Origin of the sequence: Amycolatopsis sp. DG1A-15b, from assembly GCF_030285645.1 — a bacterium.
Taxonomy (GTDB): Bacteria; Actinomycetota; Actinomycetes; order Mycobacteriales; family Pseudonocardiaceae; genus Amycolatopsis.
On sequence record NZ_CP127296.1, the window covers coordinates 6702743 to 6719399 of the forward strand.

The window sequence follows — 16657 nt, forward strand, 5'->3', positions numbered from 1 at the left end:
AGAAGGAACCGGAAACCCACGACACCGGGAGGTTGGCGCTGACCGACGAGGCGACCGACCCGGTGACGGCCAGGCGCCCCGCGCTGGCCGAAATGTCCGACGCGTGGCTCGTCGGGCGCGCGCGTGAGCTGGGCGCCGCGGTCCAGCGGCACGAATACACCCAGCAGCTCGAGATCGTCGCGATGATGGACGAGCTGCTCGACGAGACCCAGCGGCGCGGCGAGCCCCTGCTCGTGGCCCAGCTGCTGCGCTCGTCGGCGCTGGCCCGGCTGGCCACGAAGGGCCTGGCCGCGGAGGCCGAGCCCCGGCTCGACGAGATGCTGGCGCACACCCGGCGCCACGGCATCGCCCTGCTGCGGGCCGACGCGCACGCGTTGCGCGGGCGCCGGCTCGTGATCGCCGCGCAGGAGGACGCCGCGCTCACCGAGATCGCCAGGGCGCTGGCCATCCTCGACGACTCCACCATCCCGGACCGGCAGGTCGGGCTGCGCAACTGGAACCGGCTGCTCTCCTCGACGCTGATCGACTGCTGGCTGGTGCTCAACCAGCTCGGGGTCTACGAAGCCGCCGAGGAGGTCATCGGCCGGGCCGCCACGGCGATCCGCGAGAGCGCGAGCCCGCACGACATCGCCCTGCAGCTGATCAACCGGATCAAGATGCTGCTCGGCTGGGGCCTGCGGCTGGAGCGCATCGACGAGTACGACGAGAGCGCCGAGAAGTTCCGCACCGCGGCGTCGATGGGGGCGGCCGCCGAAGGCCCGTTCGCCGAGTCGCTGTTCCCGCGCAAGGCGAACGTCGCGGCGATCGACCAGGTCGGCGTCCTGGCCGCGGCGCCGGCGCTGAACCAGCCGGGTGCCGAGCACATCGAACGGCTGGAGCACCTCTACACCGAGCGCGCGTTCGGGCACGACCGGGAGATCGTCGCGATCGCGCTGGCGCGCTGCCTGGACAAGGAGGGCCGCCGCACCGAGGCCCTCACGGTCCTGCGGGAGACCCGCCAGTCGATCTCGGACGACACCTCGCAGCCGTCGATGCGGCTGAACATCGCCCGCGAGCTGGCCAGGCTCGACACGAGCCCGGACTACGCCTCCGGCGCCAGCGAGTCGCTGATCGACTACGCGCGGCGCCTGGAGTCGGAGATGTGGAGCCTGCGCGAGTCGCAGATCGCCACCCTGAACGCCCGCCGCGAGCACGAACGGCTCTCCGCCGAGCACGGCGCGATCACCCAGCAGGCGCTGCAGGACCCGCTCACCGGCCTGCCGAACCGGCGCGCGCTGGACGAGAAGCTGCGGCAGCTCGCGTCGTCGGCCGACGCGCAACCGCTGGCGGTCGCGCTGGTCGACCTCGACGGCTTCAAGGGCGTCAACGACAAGCAGTCGCACGCCGAAGGCGACAACGTGCTGCGTGTCGTGGCGAGCACGCTTCGTGACGCCTTGCGCGGCGACGACCTGGTGGCGCGCTACGGCGGCGACGAGTTCATCGTCCTGCTCCCGGGCACGCCCGCGTCGGCGGCGAAGATGGCGCTCGGCCGCGCGGTGAAGTCCGTCTCCAACCTGCCGCACCACCTTTCGCACGGCGTGACGCTGTCGATCGGGCTGGTCTCGCTGCGGCCGCAGGAACGCGGCGAGCAGGTCCTCGCCCGCGCGGACGCGGCCATGTACCAGGCGAAACGCGGCGGCGGCAACCAGGTGGCGTCGGCCAACTCGATGGCCGCGGACCCGGCTGCCGCGTGGGCGAGCGAGGCGCCCCCCACCGACCCCGCGTGGGACGCCGAAGAGCACAGTTAGCAATCCGGCCGGAAGCAGGCGCAGACGGTCGGCGAGCGGGCCCGTTCACCGGCACTCTTTCCGCCGTGGCTGCCGGTCGGATTGCCGATATCCAGCACAGTTAGGATTGGCGCCCGACAGAAGCCATCATTTGGTAACCGTTGGGAGCGCCGTTGACCGGCCCGCTGAGCACGTTGATCCTGGCCGCGGGTGAAGGCACCCGCATGCGTTCCGCGACGCCCAAGGTGCTGCACCCGATCGCCGGGCGGCCCCTGGTCGAGCACGCCGTCCGGGCCGCCGCCGGCCTGAACCCCGAACACCTCGTGGTGGTCGTCGGGCACGGCCGTGAAGCGGTCGGCGAACGGCTGGCCGCGGTCGGGGAAGCGCTCGGGCGCACCGTCGGCACCGCGGTGCAGGCCGAGCAGAAGGGCACCGGCCACGCCGTGTCCTGCGCGCTCGCGACCCTGCCCGCCGACCTCACCGGCACCGTGCTCGTCAGCTACGGCGACGTCCCGCTGCTCGACACCGCGACCCTGGGTGCGCTGCTCGACGAGCACACCGAGGCGAAGAACGCGGTCACCGTGCTCACCTCGGTGGTCGCCGACCCGGCTGGCTACGGCCGGATCGTGCGCGACAGCGCGGGCAAGGTCACCGGGATCGTCGAGCACAAGGACGCCACCCCGGAGCAGGCGGCGATCACCGAGATCAACTCGGGCGTCTACGCCTTCGACGCGGCGGTGCTGCGCGACGGCCTTTCGCGCCTCTCGACCGACAACGCGCAGGGCGAGCTCTACCTCACCGACGTGCTGGGCATCGCGAACGGCGACGGGCTGCACGTCGGCGCGCTGGTCGTCGACGACCCGTGGCTCACCGAAGGCGTCAACGACCGCGTGCAGCTGTCGGCGCTCGGCGCCGAGCTCAACCGCCGGATCGTGCAGCGCTGGCAGCGCGAGGGCGTCACGATCACCGACCCGGCCACGACCTGGATCGACGCCGGCGTCACCCTCTCCCGTGACGTCGTCATCGAGCCCGGCGTGCAGCTGAAGGGCACGACGTCGGTCGGCGAGGGCAGCACGGTCGGCCCGGACAGCACGCTGACGAACGTCACCATCGGCGCGGGCGCCTCGGTGGTCCGCGTGCACGGCTCGGACTCGGAGCTCGGCGACGGCGTCAACGTCGGCCCGTTCACCTACCTGCGGCCGGGCACGAAGCTGGGCGTCCAGGCGAAGCTCGGGGCGTTCGTCGAGACGAAGGCCGCCGACATCGGCGCCGGCACGAAGGTGCCCCACCTGACCTACGTGGGTGACGCCACGATCGGTGAGCACAGCAACATCGGCTGCTCCAGTGTGTTCGTGAACTACGACGGCGTGCACAAGCACCGGACCGTTATCGGGTCGTATGTCCGGTTGGGCGCGGACAACACCTTCGTCGCCCCGGTGCACATCGGTGACGGCGCTTACAGTGGTGCGGGTGCCGTGATCCGCGAAGACGTCCCGCCGGGCACACTCGCGGTGTCGGCGCCGCCGCAGCGCAACATCCAAGGCTGGGCGATCCGGCGCCGGCCGGGTACGCCCGCGGCGGAGGCGGCCCAGGCCGCCCTCGACGCCGATTCAGCAGCAGGAACCGACGGGGAGTCGCCAGCATGAGTCCGAAGCAAGGGACGCCGAAGAAGAACCTGATGCTCTTCTCCGGACGCGCGCACACGGAGCTCGCCGAAGAAGTGGCCCAGCACCTCAACGTGACGATCACCCCGCAGACGGCGCACACGTTCGCCAACGGCGAGCTGTTCGTCCGGTTCGAGGAGTCCGTCCGCGGCACCGACGCCTTCGTCATCCAGGCGCACACCACGCCCATCAACGAGTACGTGATGGAACAGCTGATCATGGTGGACGCGCTCAAGCGGGCGAGCGCGAAGCGGATCACCGTGGTGATGCCGTTCTACCCGTACGCGCGCCAGGACAAGAAGCACAAGGGCCGCGAGCCGATCTCGGCGCGGCTGATCGCGGACCTGTTCAAGACCGCGGGCGCCGACCGGATCATGACGGTCGACCTGCACACCGCGCAGATCCAGGGCTTCTTCGACGGCCCGGTCGACCACCTGATGGCGCAGACCGTGCTGGCCGACCACATCAAGGCCACCTACGGCGACGCGGACATCACGGTCGTCTCCCCGGACTCGGGCCGCGTGCGGCTGGCCGAGAAGTGGGCCGCCCAGCTCGGTGACCGCCCGATCGCGTTCATCCACAAGACGCGCGACCCGGACAAGCCGAACCAGGCGGTGGCCAACCGCGTGGTCGGCAAGGTCGAGGGCAAGCTCTGCGTCCTGATCGACGACATGATCGACACCGGCGGCACGATCGTGAAGGCCACCGAGGCCCTGATCGACGAGGGCGCGGCCGACGTGGTCATCGCGACGACGCACGGCATCCTGTCCGACCCGGCCACCCAGCGGCTCTCGTCGTGCAAGGCGCGCGAGGTCATCGTGACGAACTCGCTGCCGATCCCCGAGGAGAAGCGGTTCCCGGGGCTGACGGTGCTGTCGATCGCCCCGATGCTGGCGGAGGCCATCCAGCAGGTCTTCGAAGACGGCTCGGTGACGTCGCTCTTCGACGGCAACGCCTGAGGTTTGAAGCGGAAAGCCCGCCTTCCCCGGCTTGGGGAGGGCGGGCTTTCCGCTGCGAACCTCAGTAAGCGACGGTGAAGCGCGCGCGGCGGTGCTTCGGCTGCTCGATCTCGTCGACGTAGGCGATCGCGAAGTCGTCGCCGCCGATGTGGGACTTGCCGTTCTCGTCGGTCAGCAGGACGTCGCCACCGATGCGGAACTCGCCCTTGCGCTCCCCGGGAGTCCACGCACCGAACTCGGCCGCGGGGCTGACGTAGAACCAGTCGAGGCTCTCGGGCTGCTCGCGCAGCAGGCCGAGGACCTCGGCGTGGCTGCCGGCCTCGTCCTTGTACTCGGCCGGGAACTCCGGGGTGTCGAACAGCCGCGGGCCGCCCTCGGCCACGTGCAGGCTCGCCGCGCCGCCGACGAACGACAGCCGGACGCCGTTCTCGCTCGCGATCCGCGCCAGGGCCGGCACCGCGTCGATCAGCTTCTTGCCGTCGATCTCGCGGGCCGGGGTGGCCACCACGATGACGTCGGCGTCCTTCGCCAAGCCCGCCACGAACTCCTCGTCGTGCAGCGAGCCCTGCCGCTCGTCGACACCCTCGGGCACCGGGCCGGCGTTGCGCGCCACCCCGACGACCTCGTGGCCCCGACGCAGCGCTTCGGCGCCGATCCTGCCCCCGGCGTACCCCGTCGCCCCGAAAACCACCAGCTTGGCCATGGAATCTCCTCGTCAGTCATCGGTCTGCACGACCGATGCTAGGAACGGGAGATCGCCTACTTCAACGGAAGCAACACACCCGGGGGTAGGTGTCCAGGTCAGCCGCCGAGGCCGGCGAACTCCGCGGCCACCTTCTGCTTGACGGCGTCGACGTCCAGGCCCGCGCGGACCTCCGCCGTCGCGGTCGGCTTCGACAGCACCTGGTAGCTGGCCGTGCGGTTGGGCAGCTTGAACTTCACCCCGCAGGACAGCTGGATCGTCTTGTACGGCTCCGCGTCCCCGGCCGCCGTGCACGTCTGCGCGCCGAGCGACTCGGCGCTGACCTCGACCGAAAGGGTGATGTGGATGACGCTCTTCTCCCCCGACGCCGGCGTGCCGACGACGCTGTTGGAGACGTCGACCGTCGTCGTGCAGGAGCCGACGAAGTCCTTGCAGTCGAGGTGGTCGTTGGTGACGAGGGCGCTGGCCTGCACCAGCCCTTCGAACGGCTGCCCCAGCCCGCCGACGGCGGCGTCGAAGTCGGTGTGGAACGTCTTCACCGCATCCCCGGTGAGCGCGGCGACTCCGAACTCGGCGCCGTACTTCGGGCCGGCCTGCGGGTCGAGCAGCGCCGGGGCGAAGCTGACGACGCGGTTCGGCTTGGCCGTCGTGACGCGCAGGACGCTGGGCGCGGCGCCGAGCTGGTAGACCTCGGTGCCGTCCGGCAGCTTCGCCTTGACCGGCTCACTCGGCCGGTCGAGCCCGGTCAGCGCCTTGCGCAGCCCCGCGGCGAGGGCCGGCGGGGTGAGCCGGGCCGCCGGGTCGAAGGGCAGTTCGGAGCCGAGCGAGCGCACCCAGCTCGTGCCGAACTGCGTGCCCTCGTCGATGGCGTGCGCCTTCCAGTAGTCGGCGTCGGCCTGCAGGTAGAACTGGGCGGCGGCGGCCGTCACCTGGATGAAGCGGCCGTCCAGCGGCAGCCCGCCGATGGCGTAACCGCCGCGGGTGATCCGGAACTGCTGCTCGGCTCCCTGCACCGTGGACTTGAGCGCGATCGCCGGTGCTTGCCCCAGCGCCGTGAGGGCCGCGTCCACCGCCGCGCGCTCCTCGGCGCGCCGGTCCGCCGTCGCCTGGTCGGCCGCGGAGACACCGGCGGTGCCCGCGACCGCCACCTGGCAGCCCGCCAGCAATCCACCCAGCAGCAGCACCGCTGCCACCTTGCTCCCTCGAGCCCGCATTTCCGCCCCCTGCTCTCCCGCTACCGAGCACACCTCGGCCGGCGTTGTCCCGCCACCGGATTTGTGTCGTCACGTACCGGGTTCCAGGAGGGTTCTAGCCTGGGCCGGGCCCCCGCCGCAACCCACCGTGATGAGGTTGGTTTACACTCTTGAGGTTGTCTCGGCGAGGTGGGGCCCTTCTGGGGTGCCCGGCGTGATCGACGCGGCGGCTCGAGTAGCCCCCGTCGTCGTGCACGCCCGGAAACTCGCCGCCGAAACTTCCTTGAACAGAACACATCGGCTTCCCCCGCCGCAGCATGCTGTCGTTGATTTGAAGGAGTGCCACACCGTGTCCGAGGTACGTCTGTCCGTCGAGCCGCGCACCGAGTTCGGCAAGGGCGCCGCGCGCCGCACGCGTCGCGCCGGCAAGATCCCCGCCGTCCTCTACGGCCACGGGTCGGACCCGCGGCACTTCGCGCTGCCGGCGATCGAGTTCGCCCGCGTCGTCCGCGAGAACGGCTCGAACGCCGTCATCACGCTGGACCTGGAGGGCGCGGTCGAGCTGGCGCTGACCAAGACCATCGTGGTCCACCCGCTGAAGAACTACATCGAGCACGTCGACCTGCTGGTCGTGAAGCGCGGCGAGAAGATCGTCGTCGACGTCCCCGTCGTCGTGACCGGCAACCCCGGCCCGGGCGGCCTGGTCAACCAGGACGTCGACACCCTGCAGGTCGAGGTCGAGGCGCTGCACATCCCGGAGCAGTTCGAGGTCTCGATCGAGGGCCTCGAGATCGGTTCCCAGGTGCTGGCCGGCCAGGTCGAGCTGCCCCAGGGCGCGACCCTGGTCACCGACCCGGAGTCGCTCGTCGTGGCCGTCAACGAGCCGCAGCGTGAAGAGGCCGGCGACGAAGCCGAAGCGGGCGAAGAGTCGGCCGAAGCCGCCGAATAACATCACCGCATGACCGAAGACCTGCCTGGGGCCGGCGAGCTGATCCTGCTCGCCGGCCTCGGCAATCCCGGACCCCAGTACGCCGGAAACCGGCACAACGTCGGGTTCATGGTGCTGGACGAGCTGGCCGCCCGCATCGGCGGCAAGTTCAAGACGCACAAGACCGGCGGCGAAGTGCTCGAGGGCCGGCTGGCCGGCCGCCGCGTGGTGCTCGTGAAGCCCCGCTCGTACATGAACCTCTCCGGCGGTCCGGTGGCCGGCGCGGCGCGGTTCTACAAGGTCGAGCCGTCCGGCATCGTCGTGGTGCACGACGAGCTCGACGTCGACTTCGGCGCGCTGAAGCTGAAGCTCGGCGGCGGCGACAACGGCCACAACGGACTCCGCTCGATCACGAAGTCGCTGGGCACCCGCGACTACTACCGGGTGCGGTTCGGCATCGGCCGCCCGCCCGGCCGCCAGGACCCGGCGGACTTCGTGCTGAAGGACTTTTCGACGGTCGAGCGCAAGGAACTCCCGTTGGAGGTGGACCGGTGCGCGGACGCGACCGAAGCGCTGATCGGCACCGGCCTCGCGGCCGCGCAGAACTCCTTCCACGCGGGCTGAGATGGGTGGCGAGGTGAAGCCATGACTCCGGACGAAGCCCGGTCGATCGCCTTCGGCAAACCCCGGTTCGGCCGTCGCGGCTACAACGAGGACGAGGTGGACGCCTTCCTCGACCTCATCGCGGAGGCGCTGGCCGGGCGGAACATCCTGACACCGGACGACATCCACTACGTCGAGTTCACGATCATGCCGGTCGGCATGCGCAGCTACGACCAGGCCCAGGTCGACCTGTTCCTCGACGAGGCCGAGGCGGCCCTGGTGGAGCTGCGCAACCCGCGGCCGGCGGCGGTCGAGGAGGAGCGGCGGCCGCAGGGCCCCCGGAAGTGGTTCGGGCGCAGCTGACGCTTCAGGTGGCGCGGGCGAAGACCCCGGATGTCACCCTGTGAACCCGGCCACACAGCGCTGCGTAGCGCAAGCTCACCCGAAGGCGGGCGTGAGGCCGCCCGTCGGGGTGAGGTTGGGGGCAGCCCCTTTCGGGCAGCCTGTTCACGGGTTAGGACGGTGTACGGGAGTTCGCACCCGCCCCCATCCCGGAATCGGAGAGTTCCATGTCGTTCACCGTCGAAGACCTCGCCGACGTCACCTTCGGCAACGCCCCGATCGGCCGCCGTGGTTACGCGAAGCACGAGGTGGACGCGTTCGTCCGGCGCATCGCCAAGACACTCGCCGACGAGGACGACCTGACCGCCGCCGAAGTGCACCACGTGATGTTCGCGAAGCCGCTGATCGGCAAGCGCGGCTACGACGAGCGAGAGGTCGACGAGTTCCTCGACGCGGTGGAGCACCAGCTCGCCGCCCGCACCGGCCAGGCCCCGGACCTGCCCGGCGCCCGCACGGCCCCGGAAGCCACGGCCGAGCGCGCCACCCCGCCGACGCTCCGCGCGGTGCGCGTCCAGCAGCGCTGACCCTCGATCAAGCGTCGGCGTTCTTCTTGATGCGGTCGGCGAACTGCTGGGCCGTCGCCGCCCGCTTGACCTTGCCCGACGGCGTCTTCGGCAGGCTGCCCGCCGGGAGCACGACCACCGCGTACGGCCGCATGTCGACGGCGTCCCGGACGCGGGCCGACACCTGCTTCATCAGGTTCTTCTCGGCTTCGGCGTCCCCCGCCAGCTTCGACTCGACGACCACCGCGAACCGCTCGCGGCGGCTGCCCGCGTCCAGCCGGACCGCCACCGCGTTGCCCGCGCGCACGCCATCGACCGAGGTCGCCGCGCGCTCGATGTCCGTCGGGTACAGGTTGCGGCCGCCCATGATGATCACGTCCTTGCGGCGGCCGCAGATGACGATCTGGCCGTCCACCAGGTAGCCGAGGTCGCCGGTGTTCAGCCACCCCTCGGCGTCCTGCGTGTCGAGCGGCCCGTCCATGGTCAGGTAGCCGGGCGTCACGGCCTCGCCGCGCAGCCGGATCTCGCCGACCTCGCGCTCGCCGACCCGCTCGCCCGCGTCGTTGACGATCTCCGCTTCCAGCCCGTCGAGGGGCCGGCCGAGCAGCGCGAACGACCGGACGCCGTCGGTGCCGCGCCGCGGGTCGCCTTCGGGGACGGGCACCGCGCGGTTGTCCGCCTCGAGCGCGTCGGCCTCGACGACATCGAGGGTGAGCCCGGTGAACAGCGGCGCGAACGACACGGCGAGCGTCGCTTCGGCCATGCCGTAGGCCGGGAAGACGCACTCCGCCGGCATCTTGAACCGGGCTCCGGCGTCCACGAAGGTCTGGACAGCGGTCTCGTCGATGGGCTCGGCGCCGTTCAGCGCGATGCGCAGCTTCGAGAGGTCGTAGGCGTCATCGGAGTCGACGCGGGCCATCCGGCGCCCGACGATGGCGTACGCGAAGTTCGGCGCCGCCGTCGTGGTGCCGTGGTACTTCGTGATCAGCTCCGGCCAGATCAGCGGCCCGGAGAGGAACTCGACCGGCGTGATCTTGACCAGCTCGACGCCGAAGGTCATCGGCACGGTCAGGAAGCCGACCATCCCCATGTCGTGGAACGTCGGCAGCCACGACACCATCACGTCGACGTCGAAGTCGAACTCCGCGCGCTCGACCATGGCCTTGACGTTGGAGTACAGGTTCCCGTAGGTGATCCGCACGGCCTTGGGGTCGGCGGTCGAGCCGCTCGTCAGCTGCAGCAGCGCGGTGTCGCCCTCGTCGGTGGTGACGACGTCCGGCAGCGGTTCGGCGGCGGCCAGCTCGGTGATGAGCTTGAACCCGATGCCCTTCTGCTCCAGCACGGGCGCCAGCTGGTCGAACGGCTCGCCCAGCAGCACGAGGCCGGAGCCGATCATCCCGAGCACCCGCACGGTGTCCTCGGCCCACTCGGCGAGATCGGTGCGCGGGGTCGGCTGGTGCAGCATGGTGACGCTGCCACCGGCCAGCCAGACGGCCTGCACGGTCGGCGCGATCAGCACCGGCGCGGCGGCCAGCACCCCGACCGCCGTCCCGCGCTCGAACCCGCCCGCGACGAGCCCGCCGGCGATCCGCCGGGCTTCTTCGTGCACCTCGGCCCAGGTCCGCCGGACCGGCTCCTTCGGCTCCCCGGTGACCATGCCACGCTGCTGACCTCGCTCCGTCGCGGTGGCGACGAGCGTGTCCACGAACCTGCTCATGGCTGGAACATTACTGTCTCGGCGTCAACGTCCGCCGAGCAAAGCGGAAACCGGCCCCCGCAGCCAGCTGTCCACCTGGTGTTGCCCCCGCAGCCGGACGACCACGAGGCCGGGGTGGCGGTTCTCGTCGATCACCTTGCGGACCCGCGCGCGCAGGATCGGGTGGTACCGCCATGCGACCCGCACGATGTGCTCCCGGTCGGTGAAGAAGGTGCGCAAGGGGCCTTCGACGTTCCCCGCCGCGATCTCCGGACCGCGGCCGAAGCGGCGCCGCAGCGTGCGGGCGACGACCCGGGCCAGCACCAGGGCACGGGGGTGGTCGAGCCACACGAGCACGTCGAGGCGGGCTGTCATCCGTTCCCGGACTTCTTCGCCCTGCCACTCGATGGCCCAGACGTCGCCGTCCAGGAAGCCGAGCACCTCGGCTTCCCACGTCTCCCGCATGGTCCAGCCGGGCCCGAGGTAGAAGGATTCGAGCGACACGTACGGCACCCCCAAGCGCTCGCACAGGGTCCGCACCAGGGTCGACTTGCCCGATCCCGCGGGCCCGGCCACCGCGATCCGCCGGAGCTGCCGCACGCCGAGGGGCTCGTCCGGCCCGAGGAGCCTGGTCACTCCAGCAGCTCGGACGTTTCCAGCCAGCGGCCCTCGACGTCCTCGATCTCGCCCTGGACGCCCTTCAGCTGCGCGTTGAGCTCCATCAGCTTCGCCGGGTCCGTCGCCGCCTCCAGCAGGGCCGAGTGGAGCTTCTCCTCCTTCGCGTGCAGCTGGTCGAGCTTGCGCTCCAACCGGCCGAGTTCCTTCTGCGCTGCCCGCAGGTCGGCCGCCGACTTCTTCGCCTCGGTCTTGGCCGCCGTCGGGGCCGTCGCGGCCGCCGGTTCCTTGGCGAGGGCGCGGCGGTTCAGGTACTCCTCGATGCCGCCCGGGAGGTGGGTGATGCGGCCGTCGCCGAACAACGCGACGATCGTGTCGCACACCCTTTCCACCAGGTAGCGGTCGTGGGACACCACGACCATCGTGCCCGGCCAGCCGTCGAGGAGGTCCTCCAGCTGCTGCAGCGTGTCGATGTCCAGGTCGTTCGTCGGCTCGTCGAGCAGCAGCACGTTCGGCTCGGCCATCAGCAGCCGGCACAGCTGGAGCCGGCGCCGCTCGCCGCCGGAGAGGTCCGCGACCGGGGTCCACTGGCGTGCCTGCGGGAACCCGAGCTTCTCGCCCAGCTGCGACGCCGTCATCTCCTGCTTGCCGAACACCACGCGCCCGGCCACCTGCTCGATCGCCTGCAGCACGCGCAGGTCGCCGGGCAGGTCGTCGAGCTCCTGGCGCAGGTGCGCGAGCGCGACCGTCTTGCCCTCGACCCGGCGGCCGGTCGAGCCCTCGACGTCCCCGCCGAGCAGCTTCAGCAGCGACGTCTTGCCCGAGCCGTTGATGCCCACCAGGCCGATCCGGTCGCCCGGGCCGATCCGCCAGGTGACGTGGTCGAGCAGCGTCCGCTCGCCGACCCGGTAGGTCGTGTCTTCCAGCTCCAGCACGGTCTTCCCGAGCCGCCGCTTCGCGAACGCCTGCAGTTCGACGGAATCCCGCGGCGGCGGGACGTCGGCGATCAGCGCTTCGGCCGCCTCGATGCGGTAACGCGGCTTCGACGAACGCGCCTGCGGGCCGCGGCGCAGCCACGCCAGCTCCTTGCGGGCCAGGTTCTGCCGCTTCTCCTCGGCCGTCGCGGCCAGCCGCGCCCGCTCGGCGCGCGCGAAGATCCAGTCGGCGTAACCACCTTCGTACTGCTCGACGCGGCCGTTCGCGACCTCCCACGTCAGCGTCGCGACGGTGTCGAGGAACCACCGGTCGTGCGTCACGACCACGACCGCGATCCGCCGGGTCAGCAGGTGGTCGGCGAGCCATTGGACACCTTCGACGTCCAGGTGGTTGGTCGGCTCGTCGAGGACGACGAGGTCGAGCTCGCCGGTCAGCGCGGCGGCCAGGGACACCCGGCGCCGCTCACCGCCGGAGAGGTTCGCGGTGGGCGTTTCGAGCCCGATCGCGGTGATGCCCAACCCGTCTACAATGGATCGGACGCGCGCGTCGGCGGCCCATTCGTGCTCGGCTCCGTAGCGTTCGAGCACCACTTCGCCGACCGTGCTGCCGTCCGGGAGCTCGGTCCGCTGGGTGACCACGGCCATCCGCAGGCCGCCGACGTGGCTCACCCGCCCGGAATCCGGCTCAGCGAGTCCGGAAAGGACTTCCAGCAGGGTGGTCTTGCCGCCGCCGTTGAGGCCGACGACGCCGATGCGCTGCCCGGCCGCGACGCCGAGGGAAACGCCGTCCAGCAGTGGCTTCACCCCGTAGGACTTGCTCACCGACTCGAGATTGACCAGGTTGGCCATCCGTTCAGCCGATCCTCTCCACGATGACGAACCGGGTCGCCACGACCATGGTCGTGTCGTCCACGGTGAATTCCGGATCTTCCAGCGCGGCCCGCATTTCGGCGCTCTGCCAGTACTGCGTGTGGCCGGCTCGCCACTCGGCGACGCTCTTGTCGCCTTCGCCCTCGTCGAGCGCGTGCTGCAAGTCCACTTCGGACAGCGGCAGCACGCGCACCTCGGTGGTCTCGAGGATCGCGACCCCGACGCCCGCCGAGTCGATCATCAGCTCGCGCTCGCCGACGACGGGCAGTTCTTCGCCGTACTTCTCGTATTCGGCGACCAGGCCGGTGGTCGACGTCTTCTCCCCGCGCAGGATCGCCGCGACCAGCTTGTCGCGCAGCGGACCGGGGAACGCGAACTCGGCGTGCTTCACGCGTGCACCCGCGGCGGTGCCGGGCGCGGCGCGTCGTCCCCGCCGACGACGCGGGCGCCGGGGACCGGGCCGTGGGCCACGCGGACCGTCCGGCACACGCCCGCGCCCGACAGCTCGGCCGCAACCTCCACCGCCGACTGCGCGTCTTCGCAGAGGAACGCGCACGTCGGGCCGGAGCCGGACACCGTGCCCGCGAGCGCGCCCGCGTTGACGCCTGCCCGGAGCGTGCGGCGCAGGTCGGGCCGCAGCGAAACGGCGGCCGCCTGGAGGTCGTTGCCCAGCAGCAGGGCCAGCTGGCGCGGGTCGCCGGAGGCCAGCGCCTCGACGACCGGCGTGTGCGAGCCGATGCGGGGCGGGTTGCCGGCCGCGCGCAGGCGGTCCAGTTCACCGAACACCTTCGGCGTCGACAGCCCTTCGGCGGCGAAGGCCAGCACCCAGTGGAACGTGTGCCGCGAAAGCACCGGGACCAGCTGCTCACCGCGGCCGGTGCCCAGCGCGGTGCCGCCGTAGAGCGCGAACGGGACGTCGCTGCCCAGCCCGGCGGCGATTTCGGCCAGCTCGTCGCGGGTGACGTCGAGGTTCCAGAGGCTCGCCAGCCCGACGAGCGTCGCCGCCGCGTCGGCGCTGCCGCCCGCCATGCCGCCGGCCATCGGGATGCCCTTGCGCAGCACCACCCGGACCTTCGGTTCACCGGTGCGGCCGACGTGCTCGGCCAGCGCTTCGACGGCCCGCCAGGCCAGGTTCTCGGGGCCGGTCGGGACCGAACCCTCCCCCTCGCCGTAGACCTCGATGCCGGGCTCTTCGGTGACCGCGACGGTCACCTCGTCGGTCAGCGACAGCGCCTGGAACACGGTCACCAGCTCGTGGTAACCGTCTTCGCGCAGGTCGTCGACCGAAAGGTGCAGGTTCACCTTGGCCGGGACCCGGACGGTGACTGGGGGCGGAACTACGGCGAGCACCCGACCAGCCTACGTGCCCACGGAAACGCCCCGATGCGACCTGCGCATCGGGGCGTTCTGAACTCCGGGTCAGGCAGCCGCGACACCCTGCGGACCACGAGCGGTGTACGTCACGTGGCCGCCGCGCTCGGCGACCCACGCCAGCGCCGCGTCGGCCCGCTCGCCGCGGACGCCGAGGCGGAAGCGGCCGACCGGGGTGTCGCCGATGCGGGTCAGGCCGCCGCCGATGGTGGCGAACTCGACGTCGAAGCGGCCCGCGGCCTCGGGCAGCAGCGCGCCGACCGAGGCGAAGCCGACCAGCACGACGTCGGCCGAGCGGTCGTAGCGCGCCGCCTGCGAGCGGACGGTCTCGATGGCCGGCAGCAGCGCCTGCGCGGTGCGGCTGGCCGGGTTCGAGATCAGGTCGAGGACCGTGCCGCGCTCGACGACCGTGCCGTCCTCCAGCACCGCGACGTCGTCGCAGACCCGGCGGACCACGCCCGCGTCCGGCGTCGTGATGACGACGGTGGTGCCCAGCTCGGAGCGCGCCCGGTCGAGAACGGCGAGCACCGCGCCGGCCTCCTCCGGGTCGACGCCGGCGGTCGGGTCGTCGGCGAGCAGCACGGCGGGGGCCGCCGCCAGGGCCTTCGCGACCGCGACGCGGCGCAGCTGACCGGCGGACAGCTCGCCGGGACGCTGCGCGGCGCGCGGGGTCAGGCCGACGAGGTCCAGCAGCGAGCCGACCCGGCTGCGGCGCTGCGGGCCGTCGACGCCGAGCTGCTCGAGCGGGGAGGCGATGTTGCCGGCGATGGTGCGCTCGGCGATCAGCTCCGGCTTCGTCGAGACGACGCCGAGCTGGCGGCGGATCTCGCGGAGGCGGCGGCCGTCGAGGGTGCCGGTGTTGAGGCCGTCGAGGCGGACGACGCCGCGGTCGGGGCGCTCCTGCAGCGCGATGCACCGGGCGAGGACGGACTTGCCGGACCCGGCGGGGCCGACCACGCCGAAGAGCGAGCCGGCCTGGACGTCGACGCTCACGTCCCGGAGCGCGATGACGGAGTTTCCGTTGGTGGCAAAGGTTTTGGACAGGTTTTCGACGGTGATCACGAAGGCTCCAGAAAACGGGGTGCGCGCATGGCGGCACCCGGCCGCAAGCAAGTTCCGTCCTGTTCGGACGGTGCGTGAAGAAGAGGTGGACCGGCTACGACAAGCTCAGTTGGAGCGTCGACATGCGGTCACGGAGCGGCGGCCTTCGTCGACAACGCGACGCTTGGTCAGGAGCAGGGGGCGAGCTACCCTCTTCATCGAAAACGGCCTCCATCGGTCCTGGCGGTAGCACCTGCCCTGTGGAGGGTGGTTGCTGCGACTTCGGCGAGCCAGGTCTCTCAGTCGCTCGGGATGGACGTACTGAGTAAAACCGATCCCGAGGAGCGAACGCAAGCCTGTTGGCCCAGATCACACGAGTGGCGGTGTCCGAATGGCGGGATCGGGGCCGATGGGGGCCTTTTTCACCCTTCCATTGTGGATCGCTAACGCGCGGCGGCGATCCGGGCGAAGTCGTGCACGCCGAGCTGTTCACCGCGGGTCCGGGGGTCGATCCCGGCCGCCGTCAGCAGCTCGCCGGCGCGCTCGGCCGAACCCGCCCAGCCCGCGAGCGCGGCCCGGAGCGTCTTCCTGCGTTGTGAGAACGCGGCGTCCACCAGGCCGAAGAGCAGGTCCCGGTCTTCGGACGCCGTCGTGTCGCCGCGTTCGAACGCGACGAGCGCGGAATCGACGTTCGGCACCGGCCAGAACACCGAGCGTGGCACGGCGGCGACCTTGCGCGCGGAGCCGTACCAGGCGAGCTTGACGCTCGGCACGCCGTAGATCCGGCTGCCGGGGCCGGCGGCCATCCGGTCGGCGACCTCGGTCTGCACCATGACGAGCCCGGACTTCAGCGAAGGCACTTCGGCCAGCAGGTGCAGCACGACGGGCACGGCGACGTTGTAGGGCAGGTTGGCGACGAGCGCGGTCGGCTCACCCAGTTCCTCCCGGGTGACGCGCATGGCGTCGGCGCCGACGACGGTGAGGTTCCCCGCGACCTCGGGCCCGCGTTCGGCGACGGTCTTGGGCAGCCGCTCGGCGAGCTTGGGATCGATCTCGACTGCGACGACGCGGGCGCCGGTGGCGAGCAGCCCGAGGGTCAGCGACCCGAGCCCGGGCCCGACTTCGAGGACGACGTCACCGGGGGCGACGTCCGCCAGCTCGACGATCCGGCGGACGGTGTTGGGATCGTGCACGAAGTTCTGCCCGAGCTTCTTCGTCGGCCGCACGTCGAGTTCGGCCGCCAGCCCGCGGATCTCGGCAGGTCCCAGCAGTTCAACCACCGGACGAGCCTACTTGACCGCGGAACTCGCGTGATCGGCGGCGGAACTCGCGTGACCGAGCGCGGAACTCGCGTGATCGAAGGCGGAACTCGCGTGACTGGAGAGACGACACGCGTGATGGGGAGGAC

Annotated in this window: 16 protein-coding genes and 1 riboswitch; of the genes, 7 read left to right on the plus strand and 9 right to left on the minus strand. The window is 71.3% G+C overall.

Going from position 1 to position 16657, the window contains the following annotated elements:
* The first annotated feature begins 32 nt into the window (after positions 1-32).
* The 3 genes from QRY02_RS30700 to QRY02_RS30710 all read left to right on the plus strand — a co-directional run bounded on the left by QRY02_RS30700 (position 33) and on the right by QRY02_RS30710 (position 4389).
* Positions 33-1787, plus strand: coding sequence for a GGDEF domain-containing protein (locus tag QRY02_RS30700; RefSeq protein ID WP_285986310.1), 1755 nt, complete (start codon positions 33-35; stop codon positions 1785-1787).
* Between the two features lie 152 nt (positions 1788-1939).
* A complete protein-coding gene (gene glmU, locus QRY02_RS30705) occupies positions 1940-3412 on the plus strand; it encodes a bifunctional UDP-N-acetylglucosamine diphosphorylase/glucosamine-1-phosphate N-acetyltransferase GlmU (protein WP_285986311.1) in 1473 nt (490 codons plus the stop codon).
* Entirely contained in the window at positions 3409-4389 is a 981-nt protein-coding gene (locus QRY02_RS30710; RefSeq protein WP_285986312.1) for a ribose-phosphate diphosphokinase, read from the plus strand. Before glmU ends, QRY02_RS30710 begins: the two co-directional genes overlap by 4 nt.
* A 61-nt stretch (positions 4390-4450) precedes the next feature.
* Here QRY02_RS30710 and QRY02_RS30715 read toward each other — a convergent pair whose 3' ends face one another.
* Entirely contained in the window at positions 4451-5092 is a 642-nt protein-coding gene (locus tag QRY02_RS30715; RefSeq protein WP_285986313.1) for an NAD(P)-dependent oxidoreductase, read from the minus strand.
* 98 nt (positions 5093-5190) lie between these two features.
* The gene (locus QRY02_RS30720; RefSeq protein WP_285986314.1) at positions 5191-6285 is read right to left on the minus strand and encodes a hypothetical protein; all 1095 of its coding nucleotides are present in this window, start codon (positions 6283-6285) and stop codon (positions 5191-5193) included.
* A 349-nt stretch (positions 6286-6634) separates the two neighbouring features.
* On the opposite strand from QRY02_RS30720, the gene QRY02_RS30725 reads away from it, so the two are divergent.
* From QRY02_RS30725 to QRY02_RS30740, 4 genes are all read left to right on the plus strand, one after another.
* Positions 6635-7234, plus strand: a complete 600-nt coding sequence (locus QRY02_RS30725; RefSeq protein ID WP_285986315.1) for a 50S ribosomal protein L25/general stress protein Ctc — start codon at positions 6635-6637, stop codon at positions 7232-7234.
* A gap of 9 nt (positions 7235-7243) precedes the next feature.
* Positions 7244-7837: an aminoacyl-tRNA hydrolase gene (pth, locus tag QRY02_RS30730; protein WP_285986316.1), complete on the plus strand. Its 594-nt coding sequence runs from the start codon at positions 7244-7246 to the stop codon at positions 7835-7837.
* Positions 7838-7858: 21 nt separating this feature from the next.
* The gene (locus QRY02_RS30735) at positions 7859-8179 is read left to right on the plus strand and encodes a DivIVA domain-containing protein (RefSeq protein WP_285986317.1); all 321 of its coding nucleotides are present in this window, start codon (positions 7859-7861) and stop codon (positions 8177-8179) included.
* 206 nt (positions 8180-8385) lie between these two features.
* Positions 8386-8742 (plus strand): DivIVA domain-containing protein, encoded by a 357-nt coding sequence (locus QRY02_RS30740; protein WP_285986318.1) that lies wholly within the window; start codon positions 8386-8388, stop codon positions 8740-8742.
* A gap of 7 nt (positions 8743-8749) precedes the next feature.
* Here the strand turns inward: QRY02_RS30740 and QRY02_RS30745 are convergent, their stop codons facing one another.
* The 7 genes from QRY02_RS30745 to rsmA all read right to left on the minus strand — a co-directional run bounded on the left by QRY02_RS30745 (position 8750) and on the right by rsmA (position 16529).
* On the minus strand, positions 8750-10438 hold the full coding sequence (locus tag QRY02_RS30745; protein WP_285986319.1) for a fatty acyl-AMP ligase: 1689 nt from the start codon (positions 10436-10438) through the stop codon (positions 8750-8752).
* A gap of 24 nt (positions 10439-10462) precedes the next feature.
* Entirely contained in the window at positions 10463-11053 is a 591-nt protein-coding gene (locus tag QRY02_RS30750) for a P-loop NTPase family protein (RefSeq protein WP_285986320.1), read from the minus strand.
* Positions 11050-12816, minus strand: a complete 1767-nt coding sequence (locus QRY02_RS30755) for an ABC-F family ATP-binding cassette domain-containing protein (RefSeq protein ID WP_285986321.1) — start codon at positions 12814-12816, stop codon at positions 11050-11052. Before QRY02_RS30755 ends, QRY02_RS30750 begins: the two co-directional genes overlap by 4 nt.
* Before the next feature lie 4 nt (positions 12817-12820).
* Complete coding sequence (locus QRY02_RS30760) at positions 12821-13228, minus strand: ASCH domain-containing protein (RefSeq protein ID WP_285986322.1); 408 nt, start codon at positions 13226-13228, stop codon at positions 12821-12823.
* On the minus strand, positions 13225-14187 hold the full coding sequence (locus QRY02_RS30765) for a 4-(cytidine 5'-diphospho)-2-C-methyl-D-erythritol kinase (protein WP_285986323.1): 963 nt from the start codon (positions 14185-14187) through the stop codon (positions 13225-13227). Before QRY02_RS30765 ends, QRY02_RS30760 begins: the two co-directional genes overlap by 4 nt.
* A gap of 69 nt (positions 14188-14256) precedes the next feature.
* Positions 14257-15270: a methionine ABC transporter ATP-binding protein gene (locus QRY02_RS30770; protein WP_285986324.1), complete on the minus strand. Its 1014-nt coding sequence runs from the start codon at positions 15268-15270 to the stop codon at positions 14257-14259.
* Between the two features lie 207 nt (positions 15271-15477).
* A riboswitch (SAM riboswitch) is annotated at positions 15478-15568 on the minus strand.
* Positions 15569-15692: 124 nt separating this feature from the next.
* A complete protein-coding gene (rsmA, locus tag QRY02_RS30775; protein WP_285986325.1) occupies positions 15693-16529 on the minus strand; it encodes a 16S rRNA (adenine(1518)-N(6)/adenine(1519)-N(6))-dimethyltransferase RsmA in 837 nt (278 codons plus the stop codon).
* Positions 16530-16657: the final 128 nt, after the last annotated feature.